The 20,723-nt window shown below is 37.6% G+C and carries 21 protein-coding genes and 2 pseudogenes; 2 read left to right on the forward strand and 21 right to left on the reverse strand.

Annotated features, from left to right (window positions below; translation table 11 throughout):
* Positions 1-8 precede the first annotated feature (8 nt).
* From WG932_RS04930 to WG932_RS04970, 9 genes and pseudogenes are all read right to left on the reverse strand, one after another.
* A pseudogene (locus tag WG932_RS04930) lies at positions 9-1,219 on the reverse strand (tetratricopeptide repeat protein).
* A gap of 33 nt (positions 1,220-1,252) precedes the next feature.
* Positions 1,253-3,804 (reverse strand): annotated as a pseudogene (gene gyrA / locus WG932_RS04935) (DNA gyrase subunit A).
* 314 nt (positions 3,805-4,118) lie between these two features.
* Complete coding sequence (locus WG932_RS04940; protein WP_483087177.1) at positions 4,119-4,742, reverse strand: hypothetical protein; 624 nt, start codon at positions 4,740-4,742, stop codon at positions 4,119-4,121.
* Entirely contained in the window at positions 4,739-4,966 is a 228-nt protein-coding gene (locus tag WG932_RS04945; protein WP_483087178.1) for a hypothetical protein, read from the reverse strand. The genes WG932_RS04940 and WG932_RS04945 overlap by 4 nt, the downstream gene beginning before the upstream one ends.
* A 76-nt stretch (positions 4,967-5,042) precedes the next feature.
* Entirely contained in the window at positions 5,043-5,573 is a 531-nt protein-coding gene (locus tag WG932_RS04950; RefSeq protein WP_483087179.1) for a hypothetical protein, read from the reverse strand.
* 119 nt (positions 5,574-5,692) lie between these two features.
* Complete coding sequence (gene rpe, locus WG932_RS04955; RefSeq protein ID WP_014022240.1) at positions 5,693-6,346, reverse strand: ribulose-phosphate 3-epimerase; 654 nt, start codon at positions 6,344-6,346, stop codon at positions 5,693-5,695.
* Positions 6,347-6,415: 69 nt separating this feature from the next.
* A complete protein-coding gene (locus tag WG932_RS04960) occupies positions 6,416-7,504 on the reverse strand; it encodes a S8 family peptidase (protein ID WP_483087180.1) in 1,089 nt (362 codons plus the stop codon).
* A 16-nt stretch (positions 7,505-7,520) separates the two neighbouring features.
* Positions 7,521-8,039 (reverse strand): hypothetical protein, encoded by a 519-nt coding sequence (locus tag WG932_RS04965; RefSeq protein WP_483087181.1) that lies wholly within the window; start codon positions 8,037-8,039, stop codon positions 7,521-7,523.
* Positions 8,026-8,715, reverse strand: coding sequence for a hypothetical protein (locus tag WG932_RS04970; RefSeq protein ID WP_483087182.1), 690 nt, complete (start codon positions 8,713-8,715; stop codon positions 8,026-8,028). Before WG932_RS04970 ends, WG932_RS04965 begins: the two co-directional genes overlap by 14 nt.
* Positions 8,716-8,767: 52 nt before the next feature.
* Between WG932_RS04970 and WG932_RS04975 the strand changes: the two genes are divergently transcribed.
* Positions 8,768-9,397, forward strand: coding sequence for a beta/alpha barrel domain-containing protein (locus tag WG932_RS04975; RefSeq protein ID WP_149393277.1), 630 nt, complete (start codon positions 8,768-8,770; stop codon positions 9,395-9,397).
* On the opposite strand, the gene trmB is transcribed toward WG932_RS04975, so the two are convergent.
* The 12 genes from trmB to holA all read right to left on the reverse strand — a co-directional run bounded on the left by trmB (position 9,394) and on the right by holA (position 19,942).
* On the reverse strand, positions 9,394-10,059 hold the full coding sequence (gene trmB / locus WG932_RS04980; RefSeq protein ID WP_014022244.1) for a tRNA (guanosine(46)-N7)-methyltransferase TrmB: 666 nt from the start codon (positions 10,057-10,059) through the stop codon (positions 9,394-9,396). The genes WG932_RS04975 and trmB overlap by 4 nt on opposite strands.
* 52 nt (positions 10,060-10,111) lie before the next feature.
* Positions 10,112-10,549, reverse strand: coding sequence for a glutamate ligase domain-containing protein (locus tag WG932_RS04985; RefSeq protein ID WP_483087183.1), 438 nt, complete (start codon positions 10,547-10,549; stop codon positions 10,112-10,114).
* Positions 10,550-10,640: 91 nt separating this feature from the next.
* A complete protein-coding gene (locus WG932_RS04990) occupies positions 10,641-11,366 on the reverse strand; it encodes a bifunctional folylpolyglutamate synthase/dihydrofolate synthase (protein WP_483087184.1) in 726 nt (241 codons plus the stop codon).
* Between the two features lie 9 nt (positions 11,367-11,375).
* Positions 11,376-11,843, reverse strand: a complete 468-nt coding sequence (locus WG932_RS04995) for a hypothetical protein (protein ID WP_483087185.1) — start codon at positions 11,841-11,843, stop codon at positions 11,376-11,378.
* Between the two features lie 86 nt (positions 11,844-11,929).
* Positions 11,930-12,328, reverse strand: a complete 399-nt coding sequence (locus WG932_RS05000; RefSeq protein ID WP_483087186.1) for a hypothetical protein — start codon at positions 12,326-12,328, stop codon at positions 11,930-11,932.
* Between the two features lie 3 nt (positions 12,329-12,331).
* Positions 12,332-12,724 (reverse strand): ExbD/TolR family protein, encoded by a 393-nt coding sequence (locus WG932_RS05005; protein WP_014022247.1) that lies wholly within the window; start codon positions 12,722-12,724, stop codon positions 12,332-12,334.
* Between the two features lies 1 nt (position 12,725).
* The gene (locus tag WG932_RS05010) at positions 12,726-13,427 is read right to left on the reverse strand and encodes a MotA/TolQ/ExbB proton channel family protein (protein WP_149393280.1); all 702 of its coding nucleotides are present in this window, start codon (positions 13,425-13,427) and stop codon (positions 12,726-12,728) included.
* A 1-nt stretch (position 13,428) separates the two neighbouring features.
* On the reverse strand, positions 13,429-14,085 hold the full coding sequence (locus WG932_RS05015) for an SPOR domain-containing protein (RefSeq protein ID WP_483087187.1): 657 nt from the start codon (positions 14,083-14,085) through the stop codon (positions 13,429-13,431).
* A 137-nt stretch (positions 14,086-14,222) separates the two neighbouring features.
* Positions 14,223-15,269: a TonB-dependent receptor gene (locus WG932_RS05020; RefSeq protein ID WP_483087188.1), complete on the reverse strand. Its 1,047-nt coding sequence runs from the start codon at positions 15,267-15,269 to the stop codon at positions 14,223-14,225.
* Between the two features lies 1 nt (position 15,270).
* A complete protein-coding gene (locus WG932_RS05025; RefSeq protein WP_483087189.1) occupies positions 15,271-15,900 on the reverse strand; it encodes a hypothetical protein in 630 nt (209 codons plus the stop codon).
* A complete protein-coding gene (locus WG932_RS05030) occupies positions 15,900-18,902 on the reverse strand; it encodes a tetratricopeptide repeat protein (protein WP_483087190.1) in 3,003 nt (1,000 codons plus the stop codon). The genes WG932_RS05025 and WG932_RS05030 overlap by 1 nt, the downstream gene beginning before the upstream one ends.
* 14 nt (positions 18,903-18,916) lie before the next feature.
* The gene (gene holA, locus WG932_RS05035) at positions 18,917-19,942 is read right to left on the reverse strand and encodes a DNA polymerase III subunit delta (RefSeq protein ID WP_014022253.1); all 1,026 of its coding nucleotides are present in this window, start codon (positions 19,940-19,942) and stop codon (positions 18,917-18,919) included.
* Positions 19,943-20,063: 121 nt separating this feature from the next.
* Between holA and WG932_RS05040 the strand changes: the two genes are divergently transcribed.
* Entirely contained in the window at positions 20,064-20,615 is a 552-nt protein-coding gene (locus WG932_RS05040; protein WP_483087191.1) for a tetratricopeptide repeat protein, read from the forward strand.
* Positions 20,616-20,723: the final 108 nt, after the last annotated feature.

The raw sequence follows: 20,723 nt of genomic DNA on the forward strand, positions 1-20,723 counted from the left end.
TTTGAATTTTATCTTTCTATCCAGTTATCTCCCAATTTGTCAGAGAGTATTTGATTGTATTCTTCAGCTTTCGCTTCGTTTTTCAACCTCGTATGAATTTGGAATAAAATTTCCATAATATCAGTATTATCAGGTTTCAATTCAGAAGCTTTGGTAAAATAAGGCAATGCTTCTAAATATAATCCGTCCGCTTCTTTAAGCATCGTTTCAGATTTAGCTTCCCACTCATCATCAGAAAGGTTGTTTACTTCTGTAATTATATTTCTGGCTTTGTCTAGATAGATTGCTCCGGCATAATAATTTCCTTCAAAGAATTCAGGATCAGCTTCAACTGTTTTCTTGTATTCTTCCAATGCACCTTCCATGTCACCTGATTTTTCTTTCAAGTAACCGTATCTCAACCTAATGGCCGGATTGTTAGGGTCATTTACCAAAGCTTTCTCAATAGAAGTCATCGCTTCATCCATTTTGTCCAACTGCAATAACAATTGAATTTCAAACTCAGCTAAGCCTTTATCGTCAGGATATTCTTCCCTTGCTTCTGTTACTACACGGTAAGCTTCTTCAGGATCATTGTCTTCAGCACTTGCAATTTGGATTAGAAAGTAATAGGCATTGAGCTTATTGTATTCCGGTACATCCAATAATTCAGTAAAATATTTTTTTGCAGCTTCGGTATTGCCAATCATATTAGCAGTATAACCTGCATTAAATACGATGGAAGTATCATTTGGATCTAAGTCTGCAGCTAAAGCGAAGAATTCATGAGAAAGTTCCATGTCTTCTTCTTCATATTTGGCTATGGCCTTATTAAAAGATGCATTTTTCAAACGGTAGATACCTTCTCCTTGAAAATTAGGGGGCATATCGGGTAATACCTCTTTGAATAAATCTTTACTTACTTTACTTGTAGAGTCATTGTTCTCCATTTCAAAAGTCTTAACAAAACTTTCTTGTGCAACTCTACCCAAATCCACTGTGCTCTGTGTATTAGATGAATCTGCTTCAAACATCTTTGTCTCTATTTTACCTTTAATAAAATAGGTTTCAGACTGAGCGCCGGTTTCCTCATCAGCAGTTGCTGTTTTTATTTCCGTATATGCCTCTTCAAGATTTCCCCTGTTAAGGTTTTTTCAGCAGATTTAACTACCTTTTTCTGGCCAAAGGCAACTGTCGAGGCGATGCCCACCACAGCCAACGATAAAATTAATTTTTTCATGTTACTAGTGCGGTTCTTTATTGGTTTCAATTATTATTCTTTATTAGGATTTTCTTCGTTTTCCCCTGTCTGAGAATTTTCGGAATCGTTGGTGTTATCAGTTCCTTCATCTTCCACAGTACTGTCGGGTTCTTCGGTTTCAATGTTTTCGATTTTTTCTACAGATGAAATTTCATCATTTTCATTCAATCGAATTAATCTAACACCTTGGGTAGCTCTTCCCATCACTCTGATTCCTTCAGCTGGAGTCCTAATGGTAATCCCTGAACGATTGATAATCATCAGGTCATCGGTATCCACTACTTCTTTAATTGCTACCAACCCCCCAGTTTTTTCTGTGATGTTCATGGCTTTCACCCCTTTTCCACCCCTATTGGTTATCCTGTATTCAGACAAAAAGGAACGCTTTCCATATCCTTTTTCAGTTACAACTAAAAGCGTTGCATCTTCTCTTTGAACACAAACCATGCCAATTACATGGTTTTCTTCCCCATCTAGGTTAATGGCTTTTACCCCGGTTGCAGTTCGACCCATTGGCCTCACATTGGATTCATGAAAATGAACTGCTCTTCCCGAACTTGAAGCAATCACAATATTCGCGTCTCCATTGGTCAGTTCAACGTTTAGCAACTGATCATCTTCCCTGATATTCAAGGCGATAATACCATTGGTCCTTGGTCTGGAATATTGCTCCAAAGTAGTTTTCTTGATGATCCCTTTTTTGGTAATCATCACAATATTGTTATTATTGATATAGTCTACATCTCCAAGATCTTTAACTTGAATAATAGATCTAATTCTATCGGTACTTTCAATATTGATAAGGTTTTGTATAGGTCTGCCTTTAGATGTTTTACTACCTTCAGGAATGGCGTAGGTTTTAAGCCAGAATAATTTACCTTGATCCGTAAAGATCAGTAAATAGTTATGTGTTAAGGCAGTAAATAGATAAACGGTATAATCGTCCTCTTTGGTACTGACACCTCTGGACCCTACACCACCTCTACTCTGAGATTTATATTCTGTGAGAACGGTCCTTTTGATATAGCCCTGGTTGGATACAGTAATTACTACTTCTTCATTAGGAATCATGTCCTCATAATTGAAGTCCTCAGCATTGTGTTCAATGGTGGTCCTTCTCTCGTCATTGTAGCGGTTTTTAATCTCCTCCAGCTCGTCCTTAATGATTTGCATTCTTCGATCCTTATTGGCCAGAATATCTTTCAATTCTTCAATAAGTTTCATCAATTCATCGTATTCTTGCTGAATTTTGGCCCTTTCCATTCCGGTAAGGCGTTGCAACCTCATGTCCAAAATGGCTCGTGCCTGTATCTCTGTAAGATCAAATTTTTCCATCAAACCATTTCTGGCTGTTTCCGGATCTTTTGAATCTCTGATCAACTGAATTACTTCATCAATATTGTCTAGGGCTACCAAGTAACCTTCCAATATATGTGCTCTTTTTCAGCTTCTCTTAGTTCATATTGCGTACGTCTTACAACTACATCATGCCTGTGTTCTACATAATGAAGAATAAGTTCTTTAAGATTTAATGTGAATGGTCTTCCATTGACCAAAGCCACATTGTTTACACTAAAAGAAGTTTGCAGTTGGGTGTGCTTGTAAAGATTGTTGAGTACCACATTGGGTACAGCGTCTTTTTTGAGCTCATAAACAATCCGCATTCCTTGCCTATCCGATTCGTCTCTTATGGCAGAAATCCCATCAATTTTCTTTTCATTGATGAGTTGAGCGGTTTTCTCAACCATTGACGCCTTATTCACCTGGTAAGGAATTTCATTGATAATGATCATTTCCTTTCCTGAGGCCTTGGTCTCAACGGTAGCTTTACCTCTAAGAATTACCCGGCCTCTACCGGTTTCAAAGGCAGCCTTCACTCCATTATAGCCATAAATAATTCCTCCCGTAGGAAAATCCGGAGCAATTATGTGCTCCATCAATTCAGGAATCGTGATGTCATTGTTATCGATATAGGCATGAATTCCGTCTATGACTTCTCCCAAATTATGAGGAGCCATATTGGTTGCCATTCCTACAGCAATCCCGGATGCTCCATTCAATAATAAAGCAGGGATTTTAGCCGGAAGTACAATTGGTTCCTTTAAGGTATCGTCAAAGTTTAACTGAAAATCTACTGTTTCTTTGTTAATATCTGTCAACAATTCTTCAGCAATTCTCCTCAACCTTGCTTCGGTATACCTCATGGCTGCAGGATTATCGCCATCAATTGATCCAAAGTTTCCTTGTGGATCTACCAATGGGTATCGCAACGACCATGTTTGGGCCATTCTAACCAAAGTTTCATAAACAGCCGAATCTCCATGTGGATGGTATTTACCTAATACCTCACCAACTATTCTTGCAGATTTTTTATAAGGCTTGTTGTGGGAAACCCCCAACTCCTGCATTCCATAAAGGATTCTGCGGTGTACAGGCTTTAAACCGTCCCTTACGTCCGGCAAAGCCCTGGAAACAATTACTGACATCGAATAATCGATGTAAGCACCACGCATTTCGTCCTCAATATTAATCGGGATGATGTTCTCGTTCTCTCCTTGAGCCATATTTAAATTTTCTCGCTAATAACCTGCAAGATAGCAAAAAGTACAGGTTTAGAAAAATAATATATTTGATACAATTGAATAATTAGGTATCCTTTTTATATTCATAGAGTTAATTTTCCTAATTGCAGCAAATAATTTGGAAAAGTAGCTTTCTATCGCCTAAAATCAGTTGCCATACCACTCTCCCACTTTTCTATTCTGCCTTTTGAAAATAGAGCTTCCCCGGTATTCCACTCCATTGTGCAAATGTTTCATTACCACCTTGCAACCCGCGATTTTACAGCGTTTGGTACCAGGCAAACTTATGGCTACCCCTAGCTGTACGGTATAAAGAGATTGTTTGACTCCTGAATTTCTACGGGGTCCACCATATTATAATCATATGGCCTAAACTCTGCCGCGGGTTTTATAAAAACCTTGGAATATTCCCCCAAATCTCGCTCGATTCTAAGACCTACCCCATAATACCCTTTGTTCACAGCAAGTTGAGGGTCTAAAGATTTTTTAAAGGTCATTGAACCAAATTCACCTTCCAACGTTAACCTCCAAGGATAATGTAAATTGGCCCTTTGTCTGAGTTGGGCTTGAACAGAAAGGTTGTTATCAGAATATTTTCGGTACTTCCACCTTAGAAAAGAAATTCGCTTTCTGGAATCCCAAAGCACCAACCCTACGGTACCGTATAATTTATCATAGGTGTATTTTTCCTGGGCTAAAGTAAAAGTATTGCCATTCCCGGTCAGCTTATCTAAGCTACCCCATTCTCTTCCATAGCCACCTCCAATACTAATGAGGTCAAATAAATTTAAGCGAACGCCTAAATTAACCGGATAAGCATAGCCTGTGCTGCTATACAAGGTGGTATCCGGGCCTGAAAATTCTGGAGCCTCCATGGTTTGCAAATCAGTGATGGGGTAGTTTTCAGGCTCCTCACTCAAAAATCAAGTTGGTATTCATGGAAACCTGCTCCGGAAGATAATTCAAAAGAAAAATTGCTGACTGCATTCCTAAATGCATTCCCAACTTCATTGTCGCTTTTTCTGCTCTTAATCTTTCTTTCAATCCCAAAAATATCTTCCTGCGCCCTACTTTCATAGGTATTGAATAACAGAAGGGTAAGCAATAAGCCACAAAAACAAAACAAACGTTCTCTAGTTTCCATAACAATAAACAATATTTTATTTACTAACGCATCAAAACCAAAAAACCCTCAATTATTGAGGGTTTTTTTATTATCTCTATAGAAAATAAATAATATCATCCTGCATCAGAAGGGCTTTCTTCCTCTTCAGTACTTCTTTTTCTTTCAATTCAGCAATTTCACTGTCCACTTTTTCCTTAATTTCAGGATTAGCCTTCATGGCTTTATTCACCTTATTAAAGGTAGAAATTCCCAACACTTCATCATTTTTGATCAAGCCAATTTTCATCTCCCTAACCTCGGTACTCAAAGAACCCATAAATTCTAAAATGGCTTCATAAGCAACTTTCTCCTCATCTGTAATTTCAATTTCTGCAAGTTTGGCTTCATCATCCCATGCACCTTTTATTTCATTGTAGCGACCAGCTCCATCTATCACCTCATTGTCCTTGATCATAGATACCAACTCTGCATTCTTTTGCTCATAAAAAGCCATTACAGAATCCTCCATTGCAGCAAATTTTGCAATTTCCTCATCGGTAATTTCTTCGGCAGCTTCGTCCTGTGCTTGTGCATTAAAACCTATTAGACCTACAAATAAAAAGGCCAATCCAAATAATTTCTTCATAATTTTATCTCAATTTATAAAATGCTTTATACCCTCGAATTAAATCAGAATCAACCAATATAACAAACAATGAACAAAAAAATGCGCTAAAAATTATTTATTAGGGACAATTTTTGAATTTAAACAATACTTTTTAGCTTATTTATAGTCTCAGTTGGATTTTCTGACGAAAACACAAAATTACCTGCTACCAATACATTGGCTCCTGCTTCAAACAGTTTCTTAGCATTGGCTAAACTAACCCCACCATCAATTTCAATTTTTGCATGAGAACCGGTTTCCACGATTAGTTCTCCTAAAGCATGGATTTTTTTGTAAGTGTTTTCGATAAATTCCTGCCCACCAAATCCTGGATTGACCGACATTATTAAAACGGTATCAACCTCTTTCACAATGTCCTGTAATAGTCTAATAGGGGTATGGGGATTTATCGCTACCCCAACTTTACAATCCAATGCTTTAATGGCTTGCACTGTCCGGTGCAAATGAGGACAAGCCTCTAGGTGAACTGTAATTTGAGCAGCGCCGGCTTTATGAAAAGCTTCTAGGTACTTGTCAGGTTCCACAATCATCAGGTGGACATCCAAAGGTTTTTTGGCATGACGATTAATGGCTTCCACTACAGGTAAGCCAAAAGAAATATTTGGAACAAATACACCATCCATAATGTCTACATGGATGTAATCTGCTACAGAATCATTAATCATTTCAACCTCCTGCTGGAGATTAGCAAAGTCTGCAGCCAATATTGAGGGGGCTATTAATGGATTCATATGGATAGTATTTAGGATGATACAATAGTTGTTTAGGATACAAAAAAAGGCATTTTTAAGTTCAATTCCTTATTTCTTCCACAACTTCACCGTTGAGACAGAGGAATCGTCTTGTAATTCAACCAGATAGATTCCGGGATTTAAAACTTCCATACTGGCACTATAAGGAAAATTACTTTTGCTCCTTTCTAGTTCAAGCTCACTTACCAGCTTTCCATCGCTGGCAAACAATTTCATGGTACAATTGATAGAAGTCCCAAATTCAATTAGCAACTCATCTTTGGTTAGGGGATTTGGGTACACCCTTGTAGTGGATTCACCTTCCGGCTCTCCATCTTCAATGAGTTTACCAAACATTGCCCTAGTAAAATCCGGGACTCCATATCCTAGCTCGTTGTCAGGTTGAGAAAACTGTGATCCACTCAATAAAATTTGTTCTCTCAATTTATCATTGGTCCAATTGGGATTTGCTTCTCTCAATCCTGCCGCTAAAGCTGCTACCTGAGGTGCAGAAAATGAAGTACCACTAGAACTACTTGTCCCCTCTTCTTGTCGCCAGAGGGTAACTCCAGATCCATATGCCACCAACTCCGGCTTGATTCGGTTATCAGCGCTCGGACCAATTGAGCTAAAGCCTGCCTTATTAAGATTACTATTAATGGCTCCTACGGAGAGAATATTCTTCGCATCAGAAGGTACCGTAATGGTTTTCCAACTGATGTTTCCTTCATTTCCGGCACTGCTGACCACTAAAATTCCTTTTTCTGCAGCCATATTGGCTCCTTTGGTAATGATGGCTGTCTGCCCATCGAGGTCTTCCTTGGAGTAATCCATCCCTTCATCATCAAAATAATTGTAGCCCAATGAGCTATTGATCAAATCCACTCCCAGACTATCGGCATATTCAGCGGCTTTAACCCAATTGTATTCTTCAATTCTATATTCTGAATCTACATCCTCTGTTATACACAAAATATAACTGGCTCCATAGGCACCGGCAATTAGATTTTCGGGATCGTAAGCAGCCATTAAAGAAAGCGTACCTGTGCCATGCGTATCTGCTCTATATACATTGTCTGAATCAGGCACGACAAAGTCCTTTGTGGCATAAATTTTTTGTTCAGCAAACAGGTGGTCAAACGCAGGTATCTTGTCCACATTTAAGAATCCCGCATCAAAAATGGCCACCAAAACCCCCTCTCTGTGAATCCTGCCTCATGCATGGCTGAAATACCCAGTATGCTGTTTTGAAATTCAAAATCTGATGGAGCTGTAGCACTGCTATTGCCCTTTTTTTCTTTTTAGCTTTATAATTTTTGGTGCTTCTTTCCAAAGTTCCCCCTTCCCCCTTAGCTACAAGATTAACTTCATTTACAAAATCCAAGGAGGAAATGTCTTTTATGGCTTCTTCAGAAGCCTGTATGATCGATGCATTCAGCCATTTGGAATGATAAATAAAGCGATTCACATAGGGACGGATAGCTTCTATGTATTTTGTAGCAACAGGTAAGTCTGTGCTGTCCAATAATACATTGTCTCGGCTCCTTCTTGTGATACTTTTTTCGCTAAGCAAACTTTCACTAAAAACGCCATTAGGTTTGTATTTATAGTGTACAGCATACCTATCTTGTGCCAGCCCATTGACTACAGTCAACCAAAATAATAAAACTATTGCTGTACTAAATTTTACCATAGTCGATAAGCCTCATATGGGTAGAACGGCCTTCTTGAATGATTTGTTCACCCAAACAGTCATTTCTAGAGCAGTATTGAAATACTTCATAGTAATTTTCCACCATTCCAATATTTCTTACAAAGACTTCGTACCTATTGTCTCGAATGGTGATCAAATCATCCTCTTCACTTTTCCTAACCTTTACTGCATCCGAAAAAGCAAATTCATTTAAAATATAGCTACCTATACTTTCAACAAAATAATTTTCTTCTCCATTATTATTGTAACTGTTTCCATTCCAACTAAAATCCAGACTTACAGGATACACGAGAATGACTTCTTGTAAATTATTATAATTTCTGATGATTCTATTTTGTTTAAAGCTAGCTGTATAAACTACTTCATTGGCCCATTCGCTTCTATCCGTTGACTTACTCCGATGAAACAAATACACCATTTCATTCATCTCATTCAAATAGAAATCTTTAAGTTCATCTCTATAATAATAATTTGACGTTTCAAAGTCATTTTCCCCATAATAAACTGTCTCTGCAACACTGTATTCACAATAAGTACCAATTTCCAAAGGAAAATAAGTGGAAGTAATCAAGTCAGGATCTTCAGTCTCCTCGGCACAGCTAACCATAAAAATAAGGAGGGGCAGCAACCAATACCTTTTATTAAAAATTTTCATTTTCTATCTTTGAATTCAATTGAAAATTACGCAAATAATCCACTAAAATAAAATGGCTTTAAAAACTTTTGTAAAGATAAGTAATGTAAACAACTTAAGTGATGCACGTTATTGCTCAGGAATGTATGTAGACCTAATGGGTTTTTCTCTGGAAAATGACAACGAATACTTTGTTAGCCCTACGGCATTCAAAGAAATAACCGATTGGTTATCAGGCTTGGAATACGTTGCGGAATTTTCAAACAGTCATCCTGCACAAATATTAGAAACTTTGACCCAATATGAGGGATTTTCTTTTATTCAAATAGAAGAAAAACTGCACCTTCCCATGCTTAAAAATTCCAGTTACGGCTTAATTTTTAAAAGTACTATAAGTAAAGAAGCAGACTTGGATGACCTCTTGGATTATGCCATCACCTTAAAAGAAAACAAGGTAATGCTAAACCTGGAAGCTGACAAAGCATTGGAAATTACTCCTGAAATCCATGAAAAACTTAAAAATATCGCAGAGAAATGTGATTTATTACTTGGTTTTGGTTTTGATGAAAAGAACATTGAACGGCTGTTGGATCAAACCAGGATCAAAGGTATCAGCATGAAAGCCGGTCATGAAATCAGACCGGGAATAAAGGATTTTGATGAATTGGCTGATATATTAGAAACCTTGGAAATTGAAGACTAGGCTTCTTTAAAGCCAAATTCAATGTATTTAATCGTTTCTCCTTTGTCCATAAACATTTTCTCGTACCGCGTCATAATACCATGATGGATGTCTTTCCATTCCGATTGGTAGAAGTCTCGCGTATTTTTATAAATGACAATGTCTTCTCTACTTTCAAACAAGTCGAAAGTGTATTCATAAAGTCCGGTATTATCTGTTTTGAAATGTACATGCCCCTCCCGGCCCATGATTTTTTTATACATTTCCAAAAACTTAGGCGAAGTTAGCCTTTTCCTTTCGTCCCTGTCTTTAGGACGTGGATCAGGAAAGGTAATCCAAAGTTCATCAATCTCCTTTTCCTCAAAGGAATCTTCAAGCAACTCAATTTGAGTTCTTAAAAAAGCAACATTCTCTAAACCTTCTGCTATGGCAATGGTGCTACCTTTCCAAATTCTAGAGCCTTTGATATCTACACCTACAAAATTTTTTGAGGCATCCACCCTGGCTTGGCCAACTGTAAACTCTCCCCTTCCACATGCCAATTCTACCACCAAAGGAGCATTGCTTTTAAATTGTACTGATTTCCAATTTCCTTTGATCTTTTCAAAATTTTCTTTACCCGGTTGCACCACATTGGCATTTGCTTCATTTTGCCTAAACCGCTCTAGTTTATTTCTTCCCATTATTATAAATCATTTATTTCTGCAACTACAAAAGTACTTCCTCCAATAAAAATTAAATCCTCTTTCGTTGCCTTTTTTCTGCGGCCTGTAAGGCTTCATTTACATTCTCAATTACTTCTCCTTGCAAACCTAACTCAGCGGCTAAATTTTTAAGTGCATTTGCAGGCATCGAACGTGGTTGATCTGCCTGACAAAAGAAATAGTAAGCATCTTTCGGCAATTTCGCTAGTACTTTATAGTGGGCCTTGTCTTTTACCATACCCAATATCATATAAAGTTTTTGCTTGCCTTTTAATACCAAAAGCTGTTCTATTATTTCTTGAATCCCGTCTTCATTATGTCCTGTATCACAAATAGTTAGTGGATCTGATGAAAGAATTTGCCAACGTCCTTTCAGCCCTGTATTGGTAGTAATATTGGACAAGCCTTTTTTAATATGATCAGTATGAAGCTGCAAACCCAATGTTTTCAAATGATCCAAGGCCACCATGATGGCAGGGAGGTTTTTGCTTGATAACTTCCTAGAAGATCCAATTCAATATTTTCTATTGAGGCAGTGCCACCTGAAAGTGTATATTGAGCTAGGTTTTTTCTTTAGATTGCCTATTGTATCCGTTAAATTTCACATCCAAAGATTGGTCAGCAAAGGTAATTGCTGCTTTTCGGTCTGCAGCTATAGAACGGAAAACACTTGCCGTCCTATCATGAGTTTGCCCAATTACTACCGGTACATTGTCCTTGATAATCCCTGCTTTCTCAAAAGCTATTTTATCCAAGGTATCGCCCAGAAACTGTTCATGGTCAAAGCCTATATTGGTAATGATACTAAGCAGAGGTTGGATAACATTGGTACTGTCAAACCTTCCTCCCATACCTGTTTCAATTACTGCATAATCAATGCCTTTCTTAGCAAAATAAGCAAAAGAAAGCGCCACAGTCATTTCAAAAAAACTAGGCTTTATTTCCGATAAAAAGGTTTTATTGGCTTCAACAAAAGCTACCACCTCATTTTCAGAAATTTCTATTCCATTTATCTTTATACGCTCTCTAAATGATTTTAGGTGAGGAGAAGTATATAGTCCTGTGTTATATCCTGCTGCCTGCAATACAGATGCCAATGCATGAGCTGTACTGCCCTTTCCATTGGTACCGGCGATATGAATGCTCTTAAATTTATTTTGAGGGTTTCCCAGATGGGCACAAAGTTTTAGGGTATTGGTTAGGTCTTTTTTAAAAGCAGCACCTCCAACCCGCTGAAACATGGGCAAGGCCTGAAACAAAAAGTCCAGGGAGGATTGATAATTCATGGGGATCGATTAATCTACGCGGATAATAAAGGTGATTTTTCCTTTGGAGTATTCAGCAATTGTATTTCCACTTTGTGGTTTAAATGTGAGGCTGTTAACTACTTTACGGTAGTAATTTAAAACTTCATTACTTACATTATAAGTATCAGGTATTGCCTGCACAATCCTTCCACTATCATTGATGGTAATGTTAAAAACAATTTTACCATTTCTATTGGAAACCCTGTCTTGGATATTTGGTTTGGAAGCAAAATCCCATCCTGCCAAGTCCAGGTCATAACCTGCACCGTCTCCTGTATTTCCTTTGCCGGATTGTAAAATTGACCGGCCGTCTATTGTTCCATTAGGTTTACCTTCATCTCCTGCTTGAGAACTATTTCCTTGACTGCTTCCAGTGGTCGCTTGATTGCCACTACCTGTGGTTCCACCAGCACCAAAAATTGCCCTTGGGTCTACTTTAGGTTGTGGTTTTTCCACTTTTTCCGGCTGTGGTTTTTGCTCAGGTTCGGTCTTTACAGGGACTTCTGCCTGCTTTGTTGTTTCTTTGGTACTTTCCTTTTTTTCTACAGGCTTAGGTTCAGCTTTGACCGGACTGGGTGCTTTAGATACAGCTTCAATTTTTGGTTCGCTTTTTTAACTTCTGCCGGAGAAGGATTGGATTTAGGAGGGCTAACGGGTGTAATGTTTTCTGTGGGTTGCGGGGCAGGTTCACCCGGTGCCGGAGCAACTTCAGCTGTTTCCTGACTTGTAGAAGGCGGCGTTTCTGAAGGTTTCGCGTCAGCCCCTACATCTGAAAAGCCAAGGTTTAACTCAAGCCCAAATTGAGACATAGGTGGATCAGGTTGTTTCCACACCATAATAAAATAAAAACCAATCAATAACAGTACATTAATTAATAAAGTAATGATGATTGCTTTTCTATTGTTCTCAACTGTAGCCTTATGGTCCTCCCAAATTTCCATTGTTTACTTAAACGGTTGTGTTGCGATGGTTACATTGGCATCCAGACTTGCAGCAATTCCCCCAATTTCTACCAGGTATTCTACGGGGACTTCCTTATCTATATGCAATACCACATACCCTTTGTTCTCATTTAATAAATTGGTAAGTTCTCCTTTCACCTGATCCCTACTTACCTGCTTATCATTGACAGCGAATCGAAGATCCTTGGTAATACTAACGGTAACCTCTTGCATAACGATGTCTGAACTTTCGCTGGAAGGCAAATTCACAGGAAGTCCTGAAGGAGTTATAAACGAAGAGGTAAGCATAAAAAATATTAGCAATAGAAATATAATATCCGTCATGGACGACATACTAAAACTGGTTTCTATCTTATTTTTTGACTGAAGTGCCATATTACTTTTTATCCTGTAAAAGATCGATAAATTCAATCGTGGTATACTCCATATTGTGGATCAATTTGGAAACCCTGGTTACCAAATAATTGTAGCCCAAATAAGCAACAATCCCCACTACCAAGCCTGTGGCAGTTGTAATCATCGCTTCATATATTCCGGTAGACAACAATTTAGGAGATACCATTCCTTCCTCTTGGGCTACACCAATAAAAGCACGAATCATGCCAGCAACAGTACCTAGAAAACCAATCATGGGGGCAGCACCGGATACTGTAGCTAATAGGCCAAGGTTTTTCTCCAGCTTATAAATTTCTATTTTACCTACATTTTCTATGGCCACTTCAATGTTTTTAAGAGGGCTACCTATTCTCTCCAATCCCTTGGAGATCATATGGGCTACCGGCGTTTCTTCTCCTTGACAGACCATTTTAGCTTGTTCTATATTTCCGCTTTGAACCATCATTTTCACTTGATCTATCATCCCTTTAGGAGTCTTAGAAGCCTTTTTTAAGGTAATGATACGTTCTACGAAAATAAAAATGGCCAAGATAAAAAGTAGATAGAGTGGAATCATCATATAGCCCCCTTTGATCATTAAATCTAGTAGACCAATATCATTGGAGCCTGTGCCTTCCATAAGGGCAAGTGAATCAACAGCCTGAAGGCCATCACTGGTTGACAAAGTTTGTAGTAAAGTCATATTAATATTTCAAAACCCATAAGTTTTCTTCAAAATTGTCTTGAAAGCTTTCCCTAGCTTCCAAGGCCAGATCTACATTTTCAAACTGCCCAATGGCAAGTCTGTAATAATGAATCTTTCCGTAAGGATGTATCAAAAACGTATTCCTTCCGGCTTTATTGAGTTTATCCGAATAATCTCTAGCAAGATCATCATCTATAAAGCTCCCCACCACTAAAAAATAACGTGGTGAAGTCTCTCTGCCATCAATTTCTACCAATTGTGGACTGGTTTTTTCTGCAGGTTCAGCTTCCTCTACTACTGTTTCAGGAATCTGTTCTTTGCTAGCAGGTGCCGGCTTTTCAACTTGATTTGTTGTCACTGAATTTTTGGGTTGCTGCTGATCTAGTTTATCAAAAATGCCGAAATAATAAAGCCCAAAACCTAAGCCTAATATCAACAATAAAATGATTAAAAAGATACCAACCGTATTGTCTTTCTTTTCTTCTTCAACAGGAGGAATATTTTTGGATGGTTTCCCAGATTCTTTCTTTCCTGAGCTTGAAATTGACCCGGCTGCTTTAGCTCCTTCCAATGGTGTTACATTGACAGGAGGCAAGCCAAAGTCCTCATCATTATCGGATTGGCTTTTTTGATCCTTGGAATTTTTGTCAGACATCTTAAAAATTGTTATTTTAATCCACTAAGCTAAAGCAAAACATGCAAATCGCCAATATTGACACCAATAAATCCCCTCTTCCTCAAATTATATTTTATGGTCCTGCTAAACTCTCGGGATTGAATTGTTCGTATTTGTCAAAATTTAAAGCTTACTCCACCTATCAATTGAATTCCGCGAACAGGATAATTGCTAAACCGTTGGTATTTTTGATTTAGTAGGTTGTTGCCATAAGCGAAAGCAGAAAACCTATTTGTAAAAGCATAGTCTGCACCTAAATGAAGATCCACAAGCGTTCCAAGTATCCTTTCATTGTCAGACATCAAATTTATAGCATTAATCCCTCCCATTGCATTAACATTGGCATGTACTAACCATTTATCATCAGGTGTAAAAGTGTTATTTATCTTCAACTCCCATTCCGGTCTTTGCCAAGAAAAGCTAATTTCATCCAATGTGTAATGGTAATAATGGGCTGAAGCATCCAATTGATACCATTCATCGAATATATAATCTATCGATGCATGATATTCCAATACCTTGGAGTTATTGTCATAAATCAATTGGAAGCGGGTACTGTCCATTTCATTGTTTCCGTAAAAATGCATATTGGTGAAATCCCCATATTTAAAACCAATTTTATAATTAACCTGGTCATTTGCTTTTCCAGATATTCCAGCATCTATTTGAAAATTCTGAATGGTATTTTTTAGGTTTTCTGAAGGTCCTAAAAAAGGATTTTCCTGAATAAAATCATAGTAAGTATTCCTAATGACATCTCCTTCATAAGCTCCATATATTCCAAGTTCAGGAAGCACATGGTAAGACATTTTTAAAATAGGAAAAATATGAAAGTCTTCTGTTTTATTGGGAACAATATCATTTTCCTGTATCACATTTGCCCCTACTTTGATCTTAAAAGACTCCTTGGTGTATTGTACATAAGGTTGTAACTTAAAATAGTTCCTTTTGATATCCTCATAATAAATATCTTGAGGTGATGTAAAGGCTAGAAGGCTATTGATTCCACCTTTTAGAAAATCATTGGCCCTAAACCCTGCGTTGGCTCGAATTAAAACCTCACTTTCCTTGGCTTCAAATCGATCATTGAAAAGTCTCAAGGCAAGGTTGGCCTCATAATCAAACGGCTCTGCTTTATCCACACGCCTTAATCCTGCCATCATTTTAAAGGTTCCAAAAACTTTGACGAATAGAGTCTTGCATTACGTCGGTTTCTGGATCCGGCGTATATCCATAAAAATGATGCATATCCCTTTCATAGCCCAACCTTCCAAATATTTCAAAATCATCCCTGTATAGACTGCCATTCAGCAAAATATCTGTGTGGTCTTCTGCAGAGTTTTCTCCATCTACAGGACCTGTGTAGAAACCTTGATGCTTAATGTGCGCCCCATAGGTATAGTCGTCATTGTCCAGACTGTGGTAATCTGCTTGAATGAGAGGTGAAGAATAATTCCCAAAACCCAATTTTACAATGGCTTGGGTCTGGTCATTATCAGCTCGTGGAAAAGGTTTTTGGTAAGGTTTAAAGCTTACATCAACCGGAGCAAGTGTTGCCGCAAAATTCTTAACCTGATAAGTATAATCTATGGAAGTAGATACCTGAGGTAAAGAAGGACTTTTTTCAAAAACCCTTGATTGCCTAGGTAAACTTAAGACCCTGTCTTTACGGATGATAAATTCCGTATCCCTGATTTCACCTCTTTGCGGATCTGTTGTTGTCTCTTGAGAATATCCGTGGGCAACACCTGCCAATACCAACAGCCCGGTGATTAAATTTCTAAAATTTTTCATTAATTGGCTATGTTGATGGTTTGCAATAAAGTTTCTGCCTCTTTTTTGACCAAATCGTCTGTGGCATTTTCAATGATAGACTCTAAAGTTGCTTTGGCTTGAAATTTCTCTTCCATAGCAATATAGTTTTGGGCAAGAACTATAAATTGCTTTCCATACCAATAGGCATATTGTGTAAAAGGTTGAGAATTGTCAAAAATCAACTCATTGGAACGAGCATATTCACCCTTTTGATGTAGATTCAAGGCCATTTTATACAAAGCTTCAGCACCTTGTATTGTTTTATGGCTTTCCATTAATTGCCTGTACACTTCTATTGCTTGAGCCTGGGAATTTGTATTTTCTAGTGACTTGGCTTTTACCAACAATGCATTGGGTTCCGAATCAATAGTAATGCTGCCTAGTTCAAGAATCTTATCAGCATTAACAATGGCTTCATTGTATTTTCGCGTTTCAAAATAAGCCTGCATCAAAGCATAGGTGGCTTCGTATTCTTCTGCTTTGCTTCTTGCATTTTTAGCAATAAACTGATAGTAAGGTATTGATTTTGGGAAATTACCATTTTCAAACTCAATCTGACCAATTTTTTGATAAACACGGCTCTTAAGGTTATTGTCACTTGTATTCTCTATTTGATAGAAAATAGCCAAAGCTTTTGCCTTATCTCCCAATCTAAAATTGGCATCTCCTAAATAATATTTCGCTTCCGGAACTTGCGCGGAATTTGGGTAATTTCTAATATAATTTTCCAATGCGGCTATTGCATCCCTGTAAGACTGGTTGAACACCAAGCTTTTAGCAGCTGAAAATTCCACATTTTGGAGGTTATTATTACTAGGGTTGGATTTTCTATAACCGGACAAATAAGTGGAAAATTCTTGCGATCTTCCTTGTAAGGACAAGCTTTCTTGCAGCCCTACCAATGCCGTTTCGCCATTTTCTGAATTTGGATAATTATCTAAGATCATTTTATAATCTTCTATGGCTTGATCATAATCTTTTAAAGAATAATTGGCGACAGCTCTTCCTTCAAGAGCAAATGGAATAAATGGACTGTTAGGTTTGGTTCGAATTAATTGAGTAAAAACATCTCTGGCTTGGCTGTAATTAAGTTCTTCCATGTGAATTTGCGCCTTCTGATACAGTGCGTCTTCCATGTATAGACTATTCGGATAGTTTTTAATCACCATGTCCAATTGTCTGATAGCCTCTCTATTATTATTTTGGAAATTGGCTACTACTCCGCCTCTAAAATAAGCGTAATCACTGTATTGATTGTTCTCTGCTACAGCTCTTCTAAAAACATTGGCAGCGTCCGTGAATTTCTTTTGGATATAATACGTATCGCCCAACCTTACAAAAGCATCTTCATAATGCTGCTTATCACTACTGTTTTTTAGTTTATCGGTATACGTTTTAAATTGTGTTTCAGCTTTTCCATACTGCTCCTCATTAAAGTAAGCATAGCCCAAGCCATAATGTGCTTTAATCAAACTTGGATCCATAGAAGGAGGATTCATACCAATCAATTTCTCATATGCTTGGATTGCTGCAATAGTGTTATTATTGGCCGCATTGGCCTCTCCTTTCCAAAATTGTGCTTGAAATTGAAGGGACTTATTTACTGGAAACTGCAAAGATTTTGTCAGCATTTGTTGGGTACCTTTCAAATTGTTGTCCCTATAATAAGTCATGGCTTGATAGAAAGTTACTTTTTGGTAAGCTTCCTGGATCCTTCTGGATTTATTGTTCATCTTTTCCATATGCCCAATGGCACGGAGGTAATTATTGGTATTTACCAAGGCATCACTTAGCAAATTTTCAGCAGCTGTTTTTTGACTGCCTTGAGGATAATCATTCAGGTAATTGTCAAGTGCCGTAATGGCTTCTTGAAATTTGCCTAATTCCAGACTTACCTTCGCATAATTGAAAAGGGCTTCTTCTTTAATTTCCGGCCTAAAATCCATTTTATAGGCAGCATTAAAGCTATTGGCAGCAAAAGGTAAATTTTTCTGTTGCACATAGGCATATCCCAGGAAATAACTAGCCAAATGCCCCAGCTCATCGTTTACCAAAGCTACCTCTTTAAAAAACTGACTTGCTTCCGCAAACTGTTTATTTTCGTAATGAGCTACCCCAGCCTTGTATTGCTGATCTCTAGAAAGCTTTCCTTTGTTAGCGGATACAAAGCCCATGTAATGAAAAGCCGCTTGCGCATAATTTTGTTTTTCGTAATAGGCCTCTGCCAGTAACAAATGAATTTGTTCACTACTCTCTAAGTTGGTTTTATTTACTATAGGAGCTGCATAGGCAATCAAGGTGTCCAATTTATTTTGCCGGTAATAAATTCCGGCCAACATATAAGGCACCTTTAAGCTGTATTCAGAAGATTTTTCGGCTTCCTTGAAATCTTTGGCCGCAGCTTCAAAATTTCCTTCTTCAAAAGAACAATAACCTGCATAAAAATAGGCACTAGCCAAATAGGGACTTCGATAGGTTTTTGCTCTTTCAAAATAAGCTTTTGCTTGGCTAAAATTCTTTAATTGAAAATAACTGTATCCCATTTTAAAAAACAACTCCGGATGTCTTTCGGTACTTAGGGGGACATTCCTTAGTAAATCAAAATTGCTTATGGCTTTTTTGTAATTTTTACTCTGGAAATAATCATTACCCAATATCCATGCCGCTTCATTTCTTAAAGATTCATTGGGATAATCCAAGATAAAAGCATCCATCAAGGAAGTTCCTTCAGGGAAATCACCATGCAAGGCGGACAATGCTCTATAAAAAGCAATGGCAACTTCTCGACTATTGTTTTTTACATCAGGATGTAAAGACAACCTATCAAAAGCTTCGCGAGAGGAAGAAAATTGATCTTTTTGAAACAGTTCAAGGGCGTCCTGAAATTTAGCTTCCAGGCTTGTGTCATGTAAACTGGATTGGGTATAAGCCTGACTGTAAATTAGCAAGGATAAACCATACAATAGAAATGTTTTTCTCATTCTCAAATTAGTGGTCAATGAAGAATTTTAAAAATTAGCTCTTTTAATATTTGACTATCGTCTACAGCATTTGAAGTGGTTACACCTTTGGAACGTAAATCCGCCTCTTTAAGGTATCCCACCACATCAATAATCTTGCCTAAAGAATAATTCTTTGCTGCTATGGTATATTCTTTTACAAAATAAGGGTTTACCTTGATTAGCCCGGCAAGTTCTCTTTCCCCAAGGTTTTTATTGGCTTTGACCAATAATAGTCGAGAGAAATGAATGTATAAAAGTGTTAAAATGGGGATTAAAGGATGAGATTTAATATTCTGACCAAAGTAATTAATGATGGTATTTGCCTTATTGACATCTTTATAACTCAAGGCTTTGGTCAATTCAAAATTGTTAAAATCCTTACTGATTCCAATGTACTGTTGGATATGCCCGGGGTTTATTTTAACAGGTTCATTAAAATTGATAATCATTTTATCTATTTCATTGGTCAGCACTTCCATATTATTGCCTATAGATTCAGCCAAAATCTGGCAAGCTTTTGTTTCGATAGAATGTCCCTTTGATTTCACATATTGTTCAATATATGGGGAAAGTTTGTATTCAGGAACTTTGTCGGATTTTACCAGAATGGCTTTTTTATCCAACTCTTTGGCCAGGGCTTTCCGTCCATCCAAGGTTTTGTATTTATAGGCAAAAACCAAAATGGTACTTGGAAGCGGATTGTTGATATAGGCGATCAATTGTTGGTCTCCATTTTCCTTTCCAATTTCAAAAACATTTTGAGCCTCCTTTACTATCACCACTTGCCTGTCAGCCATCATAGGAAAACGTTTTGCATTGGTAAGAATCGAGGCTATGGTCGATTCTTTTCCATACATAATCGTTTGGTTAAAGCTTCGATCCTGAGGTGCAAGGGCATTGTTTTCAATGAAATCTGTAATTTTATCAATGAAATAAGGTTCTTCACCCTGAAGAAAATAAATAGGGGCAAATTTATTTGCTTCCAGTTCTTTTAAAATACTTTCCGGTTTACTGGCCATACCTGATTTAAAAATGAAACAAAAACAGTTCAAATATAAAAAGAATAAAGCATTATTAACTGTTGAATGAAACAATACCTTCATTACTTTTGTATGTATAATATCACAAATCGAATTAAAGGTGGAAACAATAGAAACTGGTATCTCTTATTATAAGGAAGGAAAATTTGAAGATGCTTTAGCGGTATTCAATAGGTTAATCAAAAAAGAAGGATCTCAACCTGCTTACTTGCATTATAGGGCTAGGGTTCAATCCAGATTGGGAGCCATGGAAGAGGCATTAATCGATTTTGACTTGTTATTAAAAGCAGACGCTTTCAACACCACTTATATATCAGACAAGGCAGTGGTGCTTCATTTGCTTAACAGGAATAGAGAGGCGATGGAAGCCTTTGACCGGGCCTTAAACCTAGACCCAAATAATCCCTATCGCTACTCTAGCAGAGCCTATTTTAGAGATCGGATAGGTGATTTAAAAGGTGCTATAGAGGATTACGAAAAAGCCATTGAACTCGATCCGGAAGATGCGGTGGCGCACAATAACAAAGGAATAGTTGAGGAGAAACTTGGTTACAAAGAAAAATCTCAACAAAGTTTTTCCAAAGCGGACAAGCTAACCGGGTATAAAGCGCCTGAAAGAACAGAAGAAAAACCTCTCCAATGCCGGAAATAAAGGAGAGTTCAAACAATGAAAACAACCCTCCTATTTCAGAAAAAAAGTCGCTTAATGTGAAGATCTATTTCAAAACTTTGGCTAGTATTTTTACTGATAAAAAAACTA

The sequence above is a fragment of the Cyclobacterium sp. SOCE241 genome (genome assembly GCF_056867545.1).